This is a genomic window from Ensifer adhaerens (genome assembly GCF_013283195.1).
GTDB lineage: Bacteria > Pseudomonadota > Alphaproteobacteria > Rhizobiales > Rhizobiaceae > Ensifer > Ensifer adhaerens_G.
This window is the reverse complement of the sequence record NZ_JABEKT010000002.1, coordinates 196,315-208,527: the sequence shown is the minus strand read 5'-3', so window position 1 is coordinate 208,527 and position 12,213 is coordinate 196,315. Positions and strand designations below refer to the sequence as shown.

The 12,213-nt window shown below is 63.1% G+C and carries 12 protein-coding genes; 11 read left to right on the top strand and 1 reads right to left on the bottom strand.

Going from position 1 to position 12,213, the window contains the following annotated elements:
- Positions 1–39 precede the first annotated feature (39 nt).
- Positions 40–1,050, bottom strand: a complete 1,011-nt coding sequence (locus LPJGGPFB_RS17470) for a GntR family transcriptional regulator (RefSeq protein WP_173421231.1) — start codon at positions 1,048–1,050, stop codon at positions 40–42.
- 574 nt (positions 1,051–1,624) lie between these two features.
- Between LPJGGPFB_RS17470 and LPJGGPFB_RS17465 the strand changes: the two genes are divergently transcribed.
- The 11 genes from LPJGGPFB_RS17465 (at position 1,625) to LPJGGPFB_RS17415 (ending at position 12,208) form a co-directional block, all read left to right on the top strand.
- Positions 1,625–2,701 (top strand): ABC transporter ATP-binding protein, encoded by a 1,077-nt coding sequence (locus LPJGGPFB_RS17465; protein WP_173421230.1) that lies wholly within the window; start codon positions 1,625–1,627, stop codon positions 2,699–2,701.
- A 69-nt stretch (positions 2,702–2,770) separates the two neighbouring features.
- A complete protein-coding gene (locus LPJGGPFB_RS17460) occupies positions 2,771–3,661 on the top strand; it encodes an ABC transporter permease (protein WP_412728345.1) in 891 nt (296 codons plus the stop codon).
- 2 nt (positions 3,662–3,663) lie between these two features.
- Complete coding sequence (locus tag LPJGGPFB_RS17455; protein WP_112806212.1) at positions 3,664–4,509, top strand: ABC transporter permease; 846 nt, start codon at positions 3,664–3,666, stop codon at positions 4,507–4,509.
- Positions 4,509–5,258, top strand: coding sequence for an SDR family NAD(P)-dependent oxidoreductase (locus tag LPJGGPFB_RS17450; protein ID WP_173421228.1), 750 nt, complete (start codon positions 4,509–4,511; stop codon positions 5,256–5,258). Before LPJGGPFB_RS17455 ends, LPJGGPFB_RS17450 begins: the two co-directional genes overlap by 1 nt.
- 14 nt (positions 5,259–5,272) lie before the next feature.
- Positions 5,273–6,046, top strand: coding sequence for an SDR family NAD(P)-dependent oxidoreductase (locus tag LPJGGPFB_RS17445; RefSeq protein WP_173421227.1), 774 nt, complete (start codon positions 5,273–5,275; stop codon positions 6,044–6,046).
- Between the two features lie 78 nt (positions 6,047–6,124).
- On the top strand, positions 6,125–7,357 hold the full coding sequence (locus LPJGGPFB_RS17440) for an ABC transporter substrate-binding protein (protein ID WP_173421226.1): 1,233 nt from the start codon (positions 6,125–6,127) through the stop codon (positions 7,355–7,357).
- Between the two features lie 113 nt (positions 7,358–7,470).
- On the top strand, positions 7,471–8,577 hold the full coding sequence (locus tag LPJGGPFB_RS17435; protein ID WP_173421225.1) for an ABC transporter ATP-binding protein: 1,107 nt from the start codon (positions 7,471–7,473) through the stop codon (positions 8,575–8,577).
- A 50-nt stretch (positions 8,578–8,627) separates the two neighbouring features.
- On the top strand, positions 8,628–9,509 hold the full coding sequence (locus tag LPJGGPFB_RS17430; protein ID WP_173421224.1) for a polysaccharide deacetylase family protein: 882 nt from the start codon (positions 8,628–8,630) through the stop codon (positions 9,507–9,509).
- A gap of 77 nt (positions 9,510–9,586) precedes the next feature.
- On the top strand, positions 9,587–9,919 hold the full coding sequence (locus LPJGGPFB_RS17425; protein WP_173421223.1) for a hypothetical protein: 333 nt from the start codon (positions 9,587–9,589) through the stop codon (positions 9,917–9,919).
- On the top strand, positions 9,912–10,991 hold the full coding sequence (locus LPJGGPFB_RS17420; RefSeq protein WP_173421222.1) for a CobW family GTP-binding protein: 1,080 nt from the start codon (positions 9,912–9,914) through the stop codon (positions 10,989–10,991). The genes LPJGGPFB_RS17425 and LPJGGPFB_RS17420 overlap by 8 nt, the downstream gene beginning before the upstream one ends.
- Positions 10,988–12,208 carry an ABC transporter substrate-binding protein gene (locus tag LPJGGPFB_RS17415; RefSeq protein ID WP_173421221.1) on the top strand — a complete coding sequence of 407 codons (1,221 nt, stop codon included), beginning with the start codon at positions 10,988–10,990 and terminating at the stop codon, positions 12,206–12,208. The genes LPJGGPFB_RS17420 and LPJGGPFB_RS17415 overlap by 4 nt, the downstream gene beginning before the upstream one ends.
- Positions 12,209–12,213: the final 5 nt, after the last annotated feature.

The following is a 12,213-nucleotide window of genomic DNA, read 5'->3' as shown; positions in this document are numbered from 1 at the left end:
GCGCCCGGATATGCCGGCAACGCTACCGAACGCGTTCGCCTATTCGACGACGCGCGTCAGATAGGCGGCGGTGACGCTTGGGCCTGGAATGATCGCGACGATCTTCATCTGCGCGATCGTCCGGTTCATCGAGGCGTCTATGTGGTTCTCCAGCATCGCCGCGGCCGCTGCGGTCGCACCGCGCGTCATCAGTTCGACGATCAGCCGGATCTCCGCAATCACCGCCGGGTCTCCCGGAAGACCGAGCTGCCGCAGCAGCCGTTCCGTCGCGGTGACCGGCAGAAGGTTGTTGCGGATCAGTTCGCGCAGGCGCTCGTTCGGCATGGCCAGCACGCAGCACTCGGTAAACTGCGTGCGGATGTCCTCGAGGTTCTGCCAGGCGTCGGTCGGTTGCGAACGGTCGAGTTCGCTAAGCCGGCTAAACAGGACGGCAAGCCGATCCCTGTCGATATGGCTGGCGCCAAGGGCAAGCGCCTGCGGTTCGAGCAGACGGCGCAGCATGAAATGGTCCTTGACGGTCTGGGCCGTCAGCGGGCCGGCGATCCAGTGCGAGCTTTGGTTCTTGCGCACCAACCCGCGCTCGCGCAGCCGTGTCAGCACGTCGCGCACGACGGTGCGGCTGACGCTGAAGTGGTTGGCCAGTTCGTTCTCGATGATGCGGTACTGGCCGAAGATGACGCAACCGGCGACGTCGTTCTCGATCTCGGTGTAGATGCGCTCCCAGGACGAGCGGCTCTGCAGCGCCTCGTCGGCGTGTTGCGGGATGGTGAGTCCGAGCGACTTGATGTCGGTGCGGTTGGGCTCGATCGCCCGGCCCGGCGGCCCGACGAGATAACCGCGCCCCTTGAAACGGTGAACGAGCCCATCGCTTTCCAATTGCAAGAGCGCGCGCTGAACCGGCGCGCGCGAGATCTGCAGGATCTCCGCAATCGGCCCCTCGAGCAGAACGAGGCCGGCCGGCAGGATGCCGTCGGCGATATTGCTGCGCAGAACGTCCTCGGCAATTTCGTAGCGGCGCTGGGTATTCTGGCCGAGGCGTGGCTCGCTCATGCGATCGGGCGTCTTCCGTTTGGCTGGCAATTTCGTCCTCTTTCTTTACGCCACTTGCCTGGGGATGTGACAGCTGAAAATAAATGCATTTTGCATACTGGATGGCAAATTAAATGTGCGATTGCCTATCATGTCTGGCAATGAACACATGACGCGTGACCGCTGTTCGGGCGAATGTGAGTGCCGTTGCTGCCCTGTCAGTTGCGTCTATATGGTGCGCTGGAGCGGTTAGGAACTGCAGATTGTACGGTATATCTGATTGTCTGGCGCATTTTCCGGCCGAGGTCGGCGTCTGCGATTGCGTGTCGGAATGATGGCGCATTTCACTTCGAGATAAAAGACGAATAAAAGTCTATTGCATACAAAAATCATTCATGTCATTGTTCGTGACATGCAAGCGCTCAGAAGAAGCGTGCAGGTGGAACTTATCTTTTGAACCGCAAAGGACCTTCATCCCCGACGCGCATGTGACCATGCGCGAACGCAATCGCATGTCCGTTCGGATGCCGCATCGGCTCCGGCGACGGCGAAGCTTTGGGGGCGGGCGTTACGGCGGCAAACTGGCAGGAAACCAATGTCGACGGTCCTTCAGCTCAAGAACATCACCAAAACCTACGGCGACATGCGCGCGCTCAGCGGCATCGATCTCGCCTTGCCCGGCGATGCTTATATCTCGCTTCTCGGGCCGAGCGGATCCGGCAAGACGACGCTCTTGAGGGTCATCGCCGGTTTCGAGCATCCGGATGGCGGCGCGATCCTGTTTGACGGCAAGCGCATCGACACCGTGGCGCCTCACCAGCGCGGCATCGGTTTCGTCTTCCAGAACTTTGCGCTCTTCCCGCATCTGTCCGTCGCGCAGAACATTGCCTTCGGCCTGGAAAACAGGGATGTCGATCCGGTCACCGACCGGCGTGTCGTCGACGCCAGGGTGCGCGACATCATCAGCCTCGTCGGTCTTTCCGGTCTTGAGGGCAGGGCGGTCACGCAGATATCCGGCGGCCAGCGACAGCGCGTCGCGCTCGCGCGCACGCTGGTCACCGAGCCGCGCATGGTGCTTCTCGACGAGCCGCTCGGCGCGCTCGACGCCAATTTGCGCGCCCGGATGCGGGCGGAGTTGAGGGCGATCCGCGAGCGCTGCGGCGTCACTTTCCTGCATGTCACCGGCAGCGAGGCCGAGGCCCTGGCCATGGGCGATACCGTCCTTGTGCTCGAAAGCGGTCGCATCGCCCAGTCGGCGGATTCCGACACGGTCTACAACCGGCCCGCGTCTCCGGCCGTTGCCCGCTTTCTCAACTGCTACAACCTCTTTCAGGGACGGATCGAAGGCGGTGCCTTCGTCGGCGGCGTCGGCCGGTTTGGGCTCGGGTCAGCCGCGCCGACGCGGGCGGCATCACCGGCCTACGCGATCCGCTACGACCGGGTTTCGGTGCGGCCACGCGAAGCCGCCATCGCCGAGGACGAGATCCGCATCGAGGCGAATTTCGTCGCCAGCGAATACTCCGGTGCCGCGGTCAATTCCTTCTTCGCGCTCGATGACGGCCGGGTTTTCGAGGTCGAAAGCCACCTCAGCCACGCAGCGCCCGAAACCTATGCCGAACAGGGCCGCTACGCGCTCGTCTGGAAGCGGGAGGACGCCCTTGTCTATGCGTGAGATCGTTTTCGCAAAACCCGGCGCCACGGCGCCGCACCGTTCCCGCCCGGAGAATGAGAGATGAGCATGATGGCCGTTGCGGAGCAGACGGAAACCGAACCCGTCGTCGAGAAGAAATCACCGGGAAAAGCACTTTGGCTGCTGGCACCCGGCGTCATCTGGATGAGCCTCTTCCTCGTCCTGCCGATGCTGATGATGGTCTATGTGTCCTTCTGGACGCAGACGACCTTTACCATCGAGCCGACGCTGACGCTGAAAAGCTGGGTCACCTTCTTCACCAGCGACACTTATCTCGGTGCGCTCTGGACCACGGTGCGCATCTGGCTGATCGTGCTCGTCGCCACCGTGCTGGTCGGCTATCCCGCCGCCCTTTTCGTCGGGCTGTTCGTCAAGAACAAGGCGCTGCAGACGGTGCTTCTGGTCCTGTGCGTCATCCCCTTCTGGACGTCGTTCCTGATCCGCGTTCTCGCCTGGCGGCCGATGCTCGGCAAGGAGGGTGCGATCAACATGATCCTGATGAACCTCGGCATCACCGATGCACCGATCGAGGTGCTGTTGTTCTCCGAACTGTCGGTGATCATCGGCATGACGCAGATCTACTGCGTCTTCATGGTCGGGCCGATCGCCTTCATGCTCGGCCGCATCGACACCTCGATCATCGAGGCAGCCCAGGATCTCGGCGCCGGCTTCTGGCGGATCTTCCGCACGATCATCCTGCCGCTGTCGATGCCGGGCGTGGTCGTCGGGGCGATCTTCGTCTCGGTCATGGTTCTCGGTGAGTTTGCGACCTCAGCGGCGCTTTCGGGCCGCAAGGTCAACCTGCTCGGGAACATCATCGTCACCCAGGTCGGTTCGCTGAAATGGGCCTTCGCGGCGGTCGCCGGCGTCGTGCTCACCATCCTGATGGGCGCGGTCGTTGCCGCCCTGCTCAGGGTCGTCGATCTCAGGAAGGAGCTCTGATCATGAATGCCAGCGGCATCAAAACCGGCCTTGGCGCCTATACCGCGCTCTTCCTCGTGTTCCTCTATGGCCCGCTCGTCGTGCTTGCCATCCTGTCCTTCCAGACGGGACCGGAGGGCGGGCCGCAGTTCCCGATCATCGAATGGTCGACCTATTGGTACAAGCATCTCTTCGGCCTGACGCCGCCGTCGCGCATCGCGCCGCTGCCGATCGAGCAGGCGCTGGTCCGCTCATTGGGTCTCGCGGTGATGACCATGATCGTCTCGACGGTGCTGGGCGTCACGGCGGCGCAGGCGTTCCGCCGCAAGTTCCGCGGCTCGGGCGTGGTCTTCTACCTCATCGTTCTCGGCATGATGGTGCCGGGCGTTCTGGTAGGTCTCGGCATGGCGCTCGTCGCAAACACGCTCGGCATCGACCGTCACTGGTGGAGCACCGCCTTTGTTCTCCACGTGGTCTACACCTTCCCCTTCGCCTTCCTGGTGATGCTGGCGATCTTCAACCGCTTCGATCCGAGCATGGAGGAAGCGTCCTGGTCGCTCGGCGTCACGCCGGCACGCACCTTCCGCAAGGTGACGTTCCCGCTGATCTTCCCCGGCGTGCTTTCCGCCATGCTCTTCGCCTTCACGCTCTCCTATGACGAGTTTTCCCGCACGCTCTTTGCCTCGGGCCGCGACCTGACATTGCCGCTGGCGATCTACGGCACCTTCTCGGTCGAAGTGCATCCGAACGTCTTTGCCTTCGGCGTGCTGACGACGCTGTTTTCCTTCGCTCTGCTCGGCACCTATGCAGCGCTGATGATGCTGTCGGTGCGCCGCGCCAAGCGGGTCGCGATCCAGGAGGAGGCGTGATGGCCGGCTCTTCCGCACGCGGCTCAGCGATCGTCACCGGTGCCGGTTCCGGCATCGGCCGGGCCATCGCACTGCGGCTGGCGACTGATGGTTATGCCGTCGTTGTCAACGATCTCTCGCCTGAAAGCTCGGCGGCGGTCGCCGGAGAGATTGTGGCAGCCGGCGGTGTAGCAACGGCAATATCGGGCGACGTGTCCAGCGAAGCCGACGTCACAGCGACCGCCGAGAAGGCGGCCCAACGCCATGGCCCCGTGGCGCTGCTCGTCAACAATGCCGGTATCGCCCATCAGGCGCTGTTCGAAAATCTCGAGGTCGCCGATTTCGATCGGATGTTTGCGGTGCATGTGCGCGGCACCTTCCTGATGACCAAGGCGGTGCTGCCGGGAATGCTTGCCCGCGGCGAGGGCGTGATCGTCAACATGGCCTCGCAGCTCGGCCAGATCGGCGGCGTCGAGCTCGTGCACTACTCGTCTGCCAAGGCCGCGATCATCGGCATGACCAAGGCGCTGGCACGCGAGGTGTCGAGCCGCGGCGTGCGGGTGAATGCAGTCGCGCCCGGCCCCATCAATACGCCACTTGTCATGGGGCTTTCGCAGGATTGGCGGGACGCCAAGAAGGCGCAGCTGCCGCTCGGGCGTTTCGGCGAGCCGGACGAAATCGCTGCGACCGTTTCGTTCCTCGCTTCGCCGTCGGCAAGCCTGTTCGTCGGCCAGACGCTCGGGCCCAATTCCGGCGACGTAATGCTTTGACAGGAAAGATGAACATGCCAAATCCTCAGAAGTCCTCCCGCATCGTTATCGTCACCGGTGCCGGCATCGGTATCGGTCAGGCCGCCGCCAAAGCCTTTGCCGCCAAGGGCGATCATGTGGTCGTCACCGACATTCTCGAGCGTGAGGGCACGGCCACGGTCGAGGCCATCGTCGATGCTGGTGGCTCCGCTGAATTTGCCTATTACGACGTCCGTTCGACATCGGCGACCGACGCGCTGGTCGCTGATCTGGAAAAGCGGCACGGCCGCATCGACGTCGTCGTTGCCAATGCCGGCATTGCCCATCGCACCCCGCTGGCCGCACTCACCGACGACAAGTGGGACCTGACCTTCGACATCGATTTGAAAGGCATCTTTCGCCTCGCGCGCGCCGTCGCACCCGGCATGCGCCAACGCGGCGAGGGCAGCATCGTCGCGCTCTCCTCGATCATGGGCGTTGCCTATGGCTGGGACGAGCATGTGCATTATTCCGCCGCCAAGTCCGGCGTGATCGGTCTGGTGCGCGGGCTCGCGGTCGAGCTTGCTAGCGACGGGGTTCGCGTCAACGGGGTGGCGCCTGGCTACATCCGCACGGCGCAGCTGCTGTCGAAGGAAAACTCGCTTGGGCCTGAGGGCGCGGAGGCGGCTGCAGCCTTCATCCCGATGAAGCGGCTTGGAACGCCGGAGGATATCGCCGATGTCATCGCGTTCCTCGCATCCGACAGCGCGAGATACATGACCGGCCAGGTGCTGGTCGTGGATGGGGGCCTCCTGGTGGGGCGCTACTAGCGTCGCGCTGCGCGGCGAAAGAACAAGGGGTTCGTATCAAGCGTGCCCCGGGGAACAACAACAACTGGAGAAGAGACAATGCCCAATCTGGAAATCAATCGCCGCTCGCTCCTCAAACGGTCTGCCGGGATGATGGCGCTGGCGATGGGCGGCGGCACGCCGTTCCTGTCCTCGCGCGCCGCCTTCGCACAGGCCGCCGACCTGGCAGGCCAGCAGCTGCGCACCATCGGCCTTTCGGTCACCGTTCAGGAGCGCATTCTCGAACAGTTCAAGGCCGCTGCCGGCGTTGGCGGCACCTCCGGAACGGCCGCGACCTTCCCGGACGCCCAGACGAAGATCCTCTCCGGCTCGAAGGACTATGATTGCTGGGAAATCATCGCCGAACGCCTGCCGTCGATCGTCATGACCAACAATGTCGAGCCGGTCCCGGCCTCGGCCTTGAAGAACTGGGCCAACATCCGCGATACCTTCACCACCGCGAGCGACAAGTGGGATCGTTCCGCCCAGATCGTCGGCCAGATTTGGACCGACGAAAGCCAGGCGGCGCTGAACATGGTGCCGGCCGTCTATAACTACGATTCCATCGGCTACAATCCGGATGTGCTGTCGGCCGAAGAAGCCAACAGCTGGACTGCGATCTTCGATCCGAAGTGGAAGGGCAAGTCCGGCATCAACACCGACCCGCTGATCGCCATCGGTCAGGCGATGATGGCCATGAACTCGCTCGGCCTTTCCGACGTCAAGAACCCCGGCAATGCCACTGCAGCCGAGATCGACGAAGCTGCAAAGTTCCTGATCTCCAAGAAGAAGGAAGGCCAGTTCCGCGCGCTCTGGGGCGATTTCGGCGAACTCGTCAACCTGATGGCATCGGGCGAAATGGTCGTCTGCGATGCCTGGCAGCCGGCGGTCATGGCCGTCAAGGCGCAGGGCAAGCCCTGCCGCTACGCCGTGCCGAAGGAAGGCTATCGCGGCTGGGCGATCGGCCCGGCGATGATTGCCGGAACCGCCAACAAGGAAGCTGTTATCGCCTATGCCGACTACTGGCTCTCGGGCGAGCCGGGCATCACCGTCTCCGAGCAGGGCTACTATTCGCCGTCGACCAACATCAAGAACGTCATGGCGCCGGAGAAATATGCCTTCTGGTACGAGGGCAAGCCCTGGGTCGGCGCGGAAGAGCGCGGCATCAAGGAAGGCGACCTGCGCGACGGCGGCTCGCTCGAAGAGCGTGCCAAGAACGTCGCCTACTGGCACCAGTGGCCGGATGAATACGACCACCTGATCCAGAAGTGGGACGAATTCCTCAACGCCTGACGAAGGACGACAGCCGGGAGGCAAATGCCTCCCGGTGTCTCAAGACACGGGCGCGTGGCCATTGCGCGCGCCCGCTACCAGCCAGTGATTTCAGCAAGCTCCGGAGAGCCACGATGATCTTCGACCTCGAACTCAACACTGTCGGCAAGGTCTACGACAACGGCACGCCCGCCGTGATCGATTTCAACCTGTCGGTTTCCAAGGGCGAGTTCATCGCGTTCCTCGGGCCATCCGGTTGCGGCAAGACGACGACGCTGCGCATGATCGCCGGCTTCGAATCGATCTCCTCCGGCGAGATGCTGATCAAGGGCAAGCGCATGAACGACATCCGGCCGGAACACCGGCCGACGTCGATGATCTTCCAGAGCTACGCGCTCTTTCCGCACATGACCGTGCGCCGCAACGTCGGCTACGGGCTCGACGTCAAGGGCATGGCAAAGGCCGAGCGTGACGCCAAGGTCGACCGGATCCTGGCGACGCTCGGGCTCGAGGATATCGCCGAGAAAAAGCCCGACCGGTTGTCGGGCGGCCAACGCCAGCGCATTGCGCTCGCACGCGGGCTCGTCGTCGAGCCGGATATCCTGCTGCTCGACGAACCGCTCGGCGCGCTCGATGCCAATCTGCGCAAGGCGATCCAGAACGAGTTGAAACTGCTGCAGAAGACGCTCGGCGTCACCTTCGTCTTCGTCACTCATGCCCAGTCGGAGGCGCTCGCGCTCTCCGACCGCATCGTGGTGATGAACCAGGGCAAGGTCGAGCAGATCAGCCCGCCGCACCAGCTTTACACCCGGCCGAACACGGCGTTCGTCGCACAGTTCATCGGCAACAACACGATCTTCCAGGGCGAGGTCGACGGCGCATCGGATGACCGGACGCTGGTTTCGACGCCGCTCGGTCAGCTTTCCGGTCGGCCGAACGGCACGCTCGCCAGGAAATCGAGGGTCAACGTCGTCATCCCGGCCGAAGCGATCGAGGTGCACCCCGCCGCTCTGGTTTCGCGTGACCAGATTGCGCACACGGTCGGCGGCAACGTCGTCGGCGCCAGTGTCAGCCGTTTCGACGTGGTCGGCCACGTATCCCATCTGACGGCAACACTTGGGGACGGGCGCACCGTCTCGCTCGAAGCCCATGTCGACAAGTACCAGCCCGATGCCTTCCCTGTCGGCGCCGACATTCTTTTGAGCTGGCAGCCGGGCGAAGCCACGGTCATTCCAGCCTGACGTCCAGCCAGCTTGACCTTTTGAACGATAAAACACGAAGGAGACATACCATGGCCAAGGAAATCCTCTGCAGCTTCGGCATCGACGTCGATGCGGTCGCCGGCTGGCTCGGATCCTATGGGGGCGAGGATTCGCCTGACGATATCTCGCGCGGCCTTTTCGCCGGCGAGGTCGGCAGCCCGCGCCTCCTGAAGCTGTTCGAACGCTTCGGAATCAAGACCACCTGGTTCATTCCCGGCCACTCGATCGAGACCTTCCCGGAACAGATGCAGGCGGTTGCCGATGCCGGCCACGAGATCGGCATTCACGGCTACACCCATGAAAACCCGATCGCCATGACGCGTGAGCAGGAGACCGCGGTCCTCGACAAGTGCATCGATCTCGTCACCAAGCTCTCGGGCAAGCGCCCGACCGGCTATGTCGCGCCGTGGTGGGAGTTTTCCAACGTCACCAACGAGCTGCTGCTGGAACGCGGCATCAAGTACGACCACTCCCTGATGCACAACGACTTCACGCCCTATTATGTGCGCGTCGGCGACAAGTGGACCAAGATCGACTACTCCAAGAAGCCGTCCGACTGGATGGTGCCGCTCACGCGCGGCAAGGAAACCGATCTCATCGAAATCCCGGCCTCCTGGTACCTCGACGACCTGCCGCCGATGATGTTCATCAAGAAGTCGCCAAACAGCCACGGCTTCGTCAATCCGCATGACATCGAGCAGATCTGGCGCGACCAGTTCGATTGGGTCTACCGCGAGATGGACTATGCGGTGTTTCCGATTACCATCCATCCCGATGTTGCCGGGCGCCCGCAGGTGCTGATGATGCTGGAGCGGCTCTATGCCCACATGATCAAGCATCCCGGCGTGAAGTTCGTGACGATGAACGAGATCGCCGACGACTTTGCCAAGCGCTTCCCGCGCAAGAAGTGAGCGACTGACGGGGGCGGTCTGCGTACCGTCCCCGCCTTTTTACCGATTGCCCGCCTTTTTACCGATTGGATGACACCATGTGCTCTCTCTGCGGCGTCCTTGGAGGTAACGAACACTGGGCCGATGCCGTGGCGCGGCCGGGCGTCTATACCCGCAATGTCGAGCGCATCGACCGAAGGCGCGAGCGCGCCAACCGTGTGCGGATCGCCAACGGGATGCTGGCGCGCTTCGGCCTCACAATCACGGACTGGCAGGGCGCATCCTTCGTGCTTGCGACCCGCACTGGCAAGAGCGAGATCATCGAGGATCTCGGCCACCTCTGGCCGGCGGCCGAACGGCTCTGTGGCCGCCCCTGCGATCCGCTCGACGTGGACCTGATTGCTGCCGCGGAGGTCGCGATCGATGACTGAACCGCAGATCCCGCTTTTGACCCCGATCAACCTGCTCACGGGCTTCCTCGGCTCCGGAAAAACGACGCTCCTTGCACGCCTGCTCGCCGACCCCGCCCTTTCCGACGCCGCCGTTCTCATCAACGAATTCGGAGAAGTCGGTCTCGACCATCACCTGGTCGAGCGCATCGACGACACTATGGTGCTGCTGCAATCGGGCTGTCTCTGCTGCACGGTGCGCGGCGAGCTTGCCGATGCGATCAAGGACCTGCACTCGAAACGCGAGCGCGGGCTGGTTCCGCCGTTCCGCCGTATCGTCGTCGAGAGCACCGGGCTTGCCGATCCGTTCCCGGTCCTGTCGACGATCAAATCCGATCCGGTTCTGCGCCATCATTTTCGCCCCGGCAACGTGATTACCACCGTCGATGCGGTCAACGGGCTCCGTCAACTCGGCAGCTATGTCGAGTCTAATCGACAGGCCGCCGTTGCCGACCGGCTTGTTGTCACCAAGGCCGATCTGGCGCCGGCGGCCGATATGTCGGGCCTGGTCGAGAAGTTGCGTGGCATCAATCCGGATGCGCCGCTCTTGACCGCAACCGATCCCGCCTTCGATGTCGCCGACCTCGTCGATGAAAACCTCAGCCTGCGTGCAGCGGCGCTGCAATCGACAAGCGGGTTCTACTGCGAAGCGCCGGCTCAACTGGCAACGGCTGACGGCGGCGTGCATCAATCGGCGGTCACATCCTTCGTGATGATCGTGGAGCGCGCCATCGACTGGACGGCCTTCGGTATCTGGCTAACGATGCTGCTGAACCGTCACGGCGACAGGGTGTTGCGGGTGAAGGGCATTCTCAACATCGCCGGCGAGGAGCGCCCGGTCGCCATTCATGGCGTTCAGCATCTGGTGCACACGCCTGTGCATATGGAGCGCTGGCCGGATGAGGATCGCCGTTCGCGCATCGTGTTTATTGTTGACGGTCTGGATGTCGAGCTGCTGAAACGGTCGTTCGAGGCCTTTGCCCTCGACCGGTCGTCGGTCGGGGACGGGGCCGTGCCGAAACGCAGCCTTCAGGAACGTCAGTCGTCTTCATGAGCAAACATCTGCCTGATCAACCGACACCAGCGACACCATCCCTCCATCTCGAAGGGCGGCCGCGCCTGCGCGTGCTCGGCACGGCGATTTCGCTGCTGGAGGAGTTGCGGGTTCGTGCCGAGGCCGATCTCGGCATCGAGGTGGTGTTCGACAACAACGACTTCCTGACGACCCAGCACAAGGCGGCGCAGGAGCCGGATAGTTACGACATCTACGATCAGTGTTTCCACAATCTGGATATCGTCTGGTACTGGCGGGCGATCCAGCCGATCGAGATCGGCCGCATTGCGCTCTGGGACGAGATCAACGACCTGACGAAGACTGGCCATATCGGCCCGAATGCCCGCCTGGGGCAGGGCGACGCGCCGGTCAAGAAACTGTTCGTGCAACCCAATCTCGAGCTTGGCGACACACCGTCGAGCACGATCTCGATGCTACCGACGACGCATAATTTTGACAGCTTCGCCTACAGGACCGATGTCGCCCCCAATACGGTGTCGATGAACAGCTGGGCGGCGTTGCTCGACGAACGCTGGGCAGGACGTGCAGCCCTGGTCGACGAGCCGGCGATCGGCATCTTCGATGCGGCGCTTGCAGCGCAGGCGTCTGGATTGATGTCGTTCGACAATATCGGCGCCATGACGGTCGACGAGATCGATCGGCTGATCGGCCTGCTCGAAGAGCGCAAGAAGAACGGCTACTTCCGCGCCTTCTGGCGCACGGCCGAGGATGCGGCGCGGCTGATGGTGCGCGGCGAGACCGATATCCAGAGCATGTGGTCGACGGGTATCAGCATCCTCAACGGCCAGGGCGTTCCGGTGGAGCAGGCGGTGCCGGCCGAAGGCTATCGCGCCTGGCATGGCGGCTTGTGCCTTGCGCGTCATCTGTCGGGCCGCATGCGCGACGTCGCCTATGAGTATCTCAACTGGTGGATTTCCGGCTGGCCGGGCTCGGTGGTCGCGCGCCAGGGCTATTATATCTCGACGCCGGAGCGCTCGCGACAGTGCATGTCGGCGGCTGAATGGGACTACTGGTATGGCGGCCTGCCGGCTACCTGCGACCTGCCGGGGCCAGACGGTACAATCCGCATCCGGGCGGGATCGGTCCGCAGCGGCGGTTCCTACTGGCAGCGCGCCAACTGCATCGCGGTCTGGAACACCACCATGGACGAGCACAATTATCTGGTACGCCGCTGGATGCAGCTGGTCGAGCGATAGAGGGG

What these genes read in the sequence shown, in the direction of transcription:
- LPJGGPFB_RS17470 (WP_173421231.1), bottom strand. Translation starts at nt 1,050, where the DNA reads ATGAGCGAGCCACGCCTCGGCCAGAATACCCAGCGCCGCTACGAAATT.
- LPJGGPFB_RS17465 (WP_173421230.1), top strand. Translation starts at nt 1,625, where the DNA reads ATGTCGACGGTCCTTCAGCTCAAGAACATCACCAAAACCTACGGCGAC.
- LPJGGPFB_RS17460 (WP_412728345.1), top strand. Translation starts at nt 2,771, where the DNA reads ATGGCCGTTGCGGAGCAGACGGAAACCGAACCCGTCGTCGAGAAGAAA.
- LPJGGPFB_RS17455 (WP_112806212.1), top strand. Translation starts at nt 3,664, where the DNA reads ATGAATGCCAGCGGCATCAAAACCGGCCTTGGCGCCTATACCGCGCTC.
- LPJGGPFB_RS17450 (WP_173421228.1), top strand. Translation starts at nt 4,509, where the DNA reads ATGGCCGGCTCTTCCGCACGCGGCTCAGCGATCGTCACCGGTGCCGGT.
- LPJGGPFB_RS17445 (WP_173421227.1), top strand. Translation starts at nt 5,273, where the DNA reads ATGCCAAATCCTCAGAAGTCCTCCCGCATCGTTATCGTCACCGGTGCC.
- LPJGGPFB_RS17440 (WP_173421226.1), top strand. Translation starts at nt 6,125, where the DNA reads ATGCCCAATCTGGAAATCAATCGCCGCTCGCTCCTCAAACGGTCTGCC.
- LPJGGPFB_RS17435 (WP_173421225.1), top strand. Translation starts at nt 7,471, where the DNA reads ATGATCTTCGACCTCGAACTCAACACTGTCGGCAAGGTCTACGACAAC.
- LPJGGPFB_RS17430 (WP_173421224.1), top strand. Translation starts at nt 8,628, where the DNA reads ATGGCCAAGGAAATCCTCTGCAGCTTCGGCATCGACGTCGATGCGGTC.
- LPJGGPFB_RS17425 (WP_173421223.1), top strand. Translation starts at nt 9,587, where the DNA reads ATGTGCTCTCTCTGCGGCGTCCTTGGAGGTAACGAACACTGGGCCGAT.
- LPJGGPFB_RS17420 (WP_173421222.1), top strand. Translation starts at nt 9,912, where the DNA reads ATGACTGAACCGCAGATCCCGCTTTTGACCCCGATCAACCTGCTCACG.
- LPJGGPFB_RS17415 (WP_173421221.1), top strand. Translation starts at nt 10,988, where the DNA reads ATGAGCAAACATCTGCCTGATCAACCGACACCAGCGACACCATCCCTC.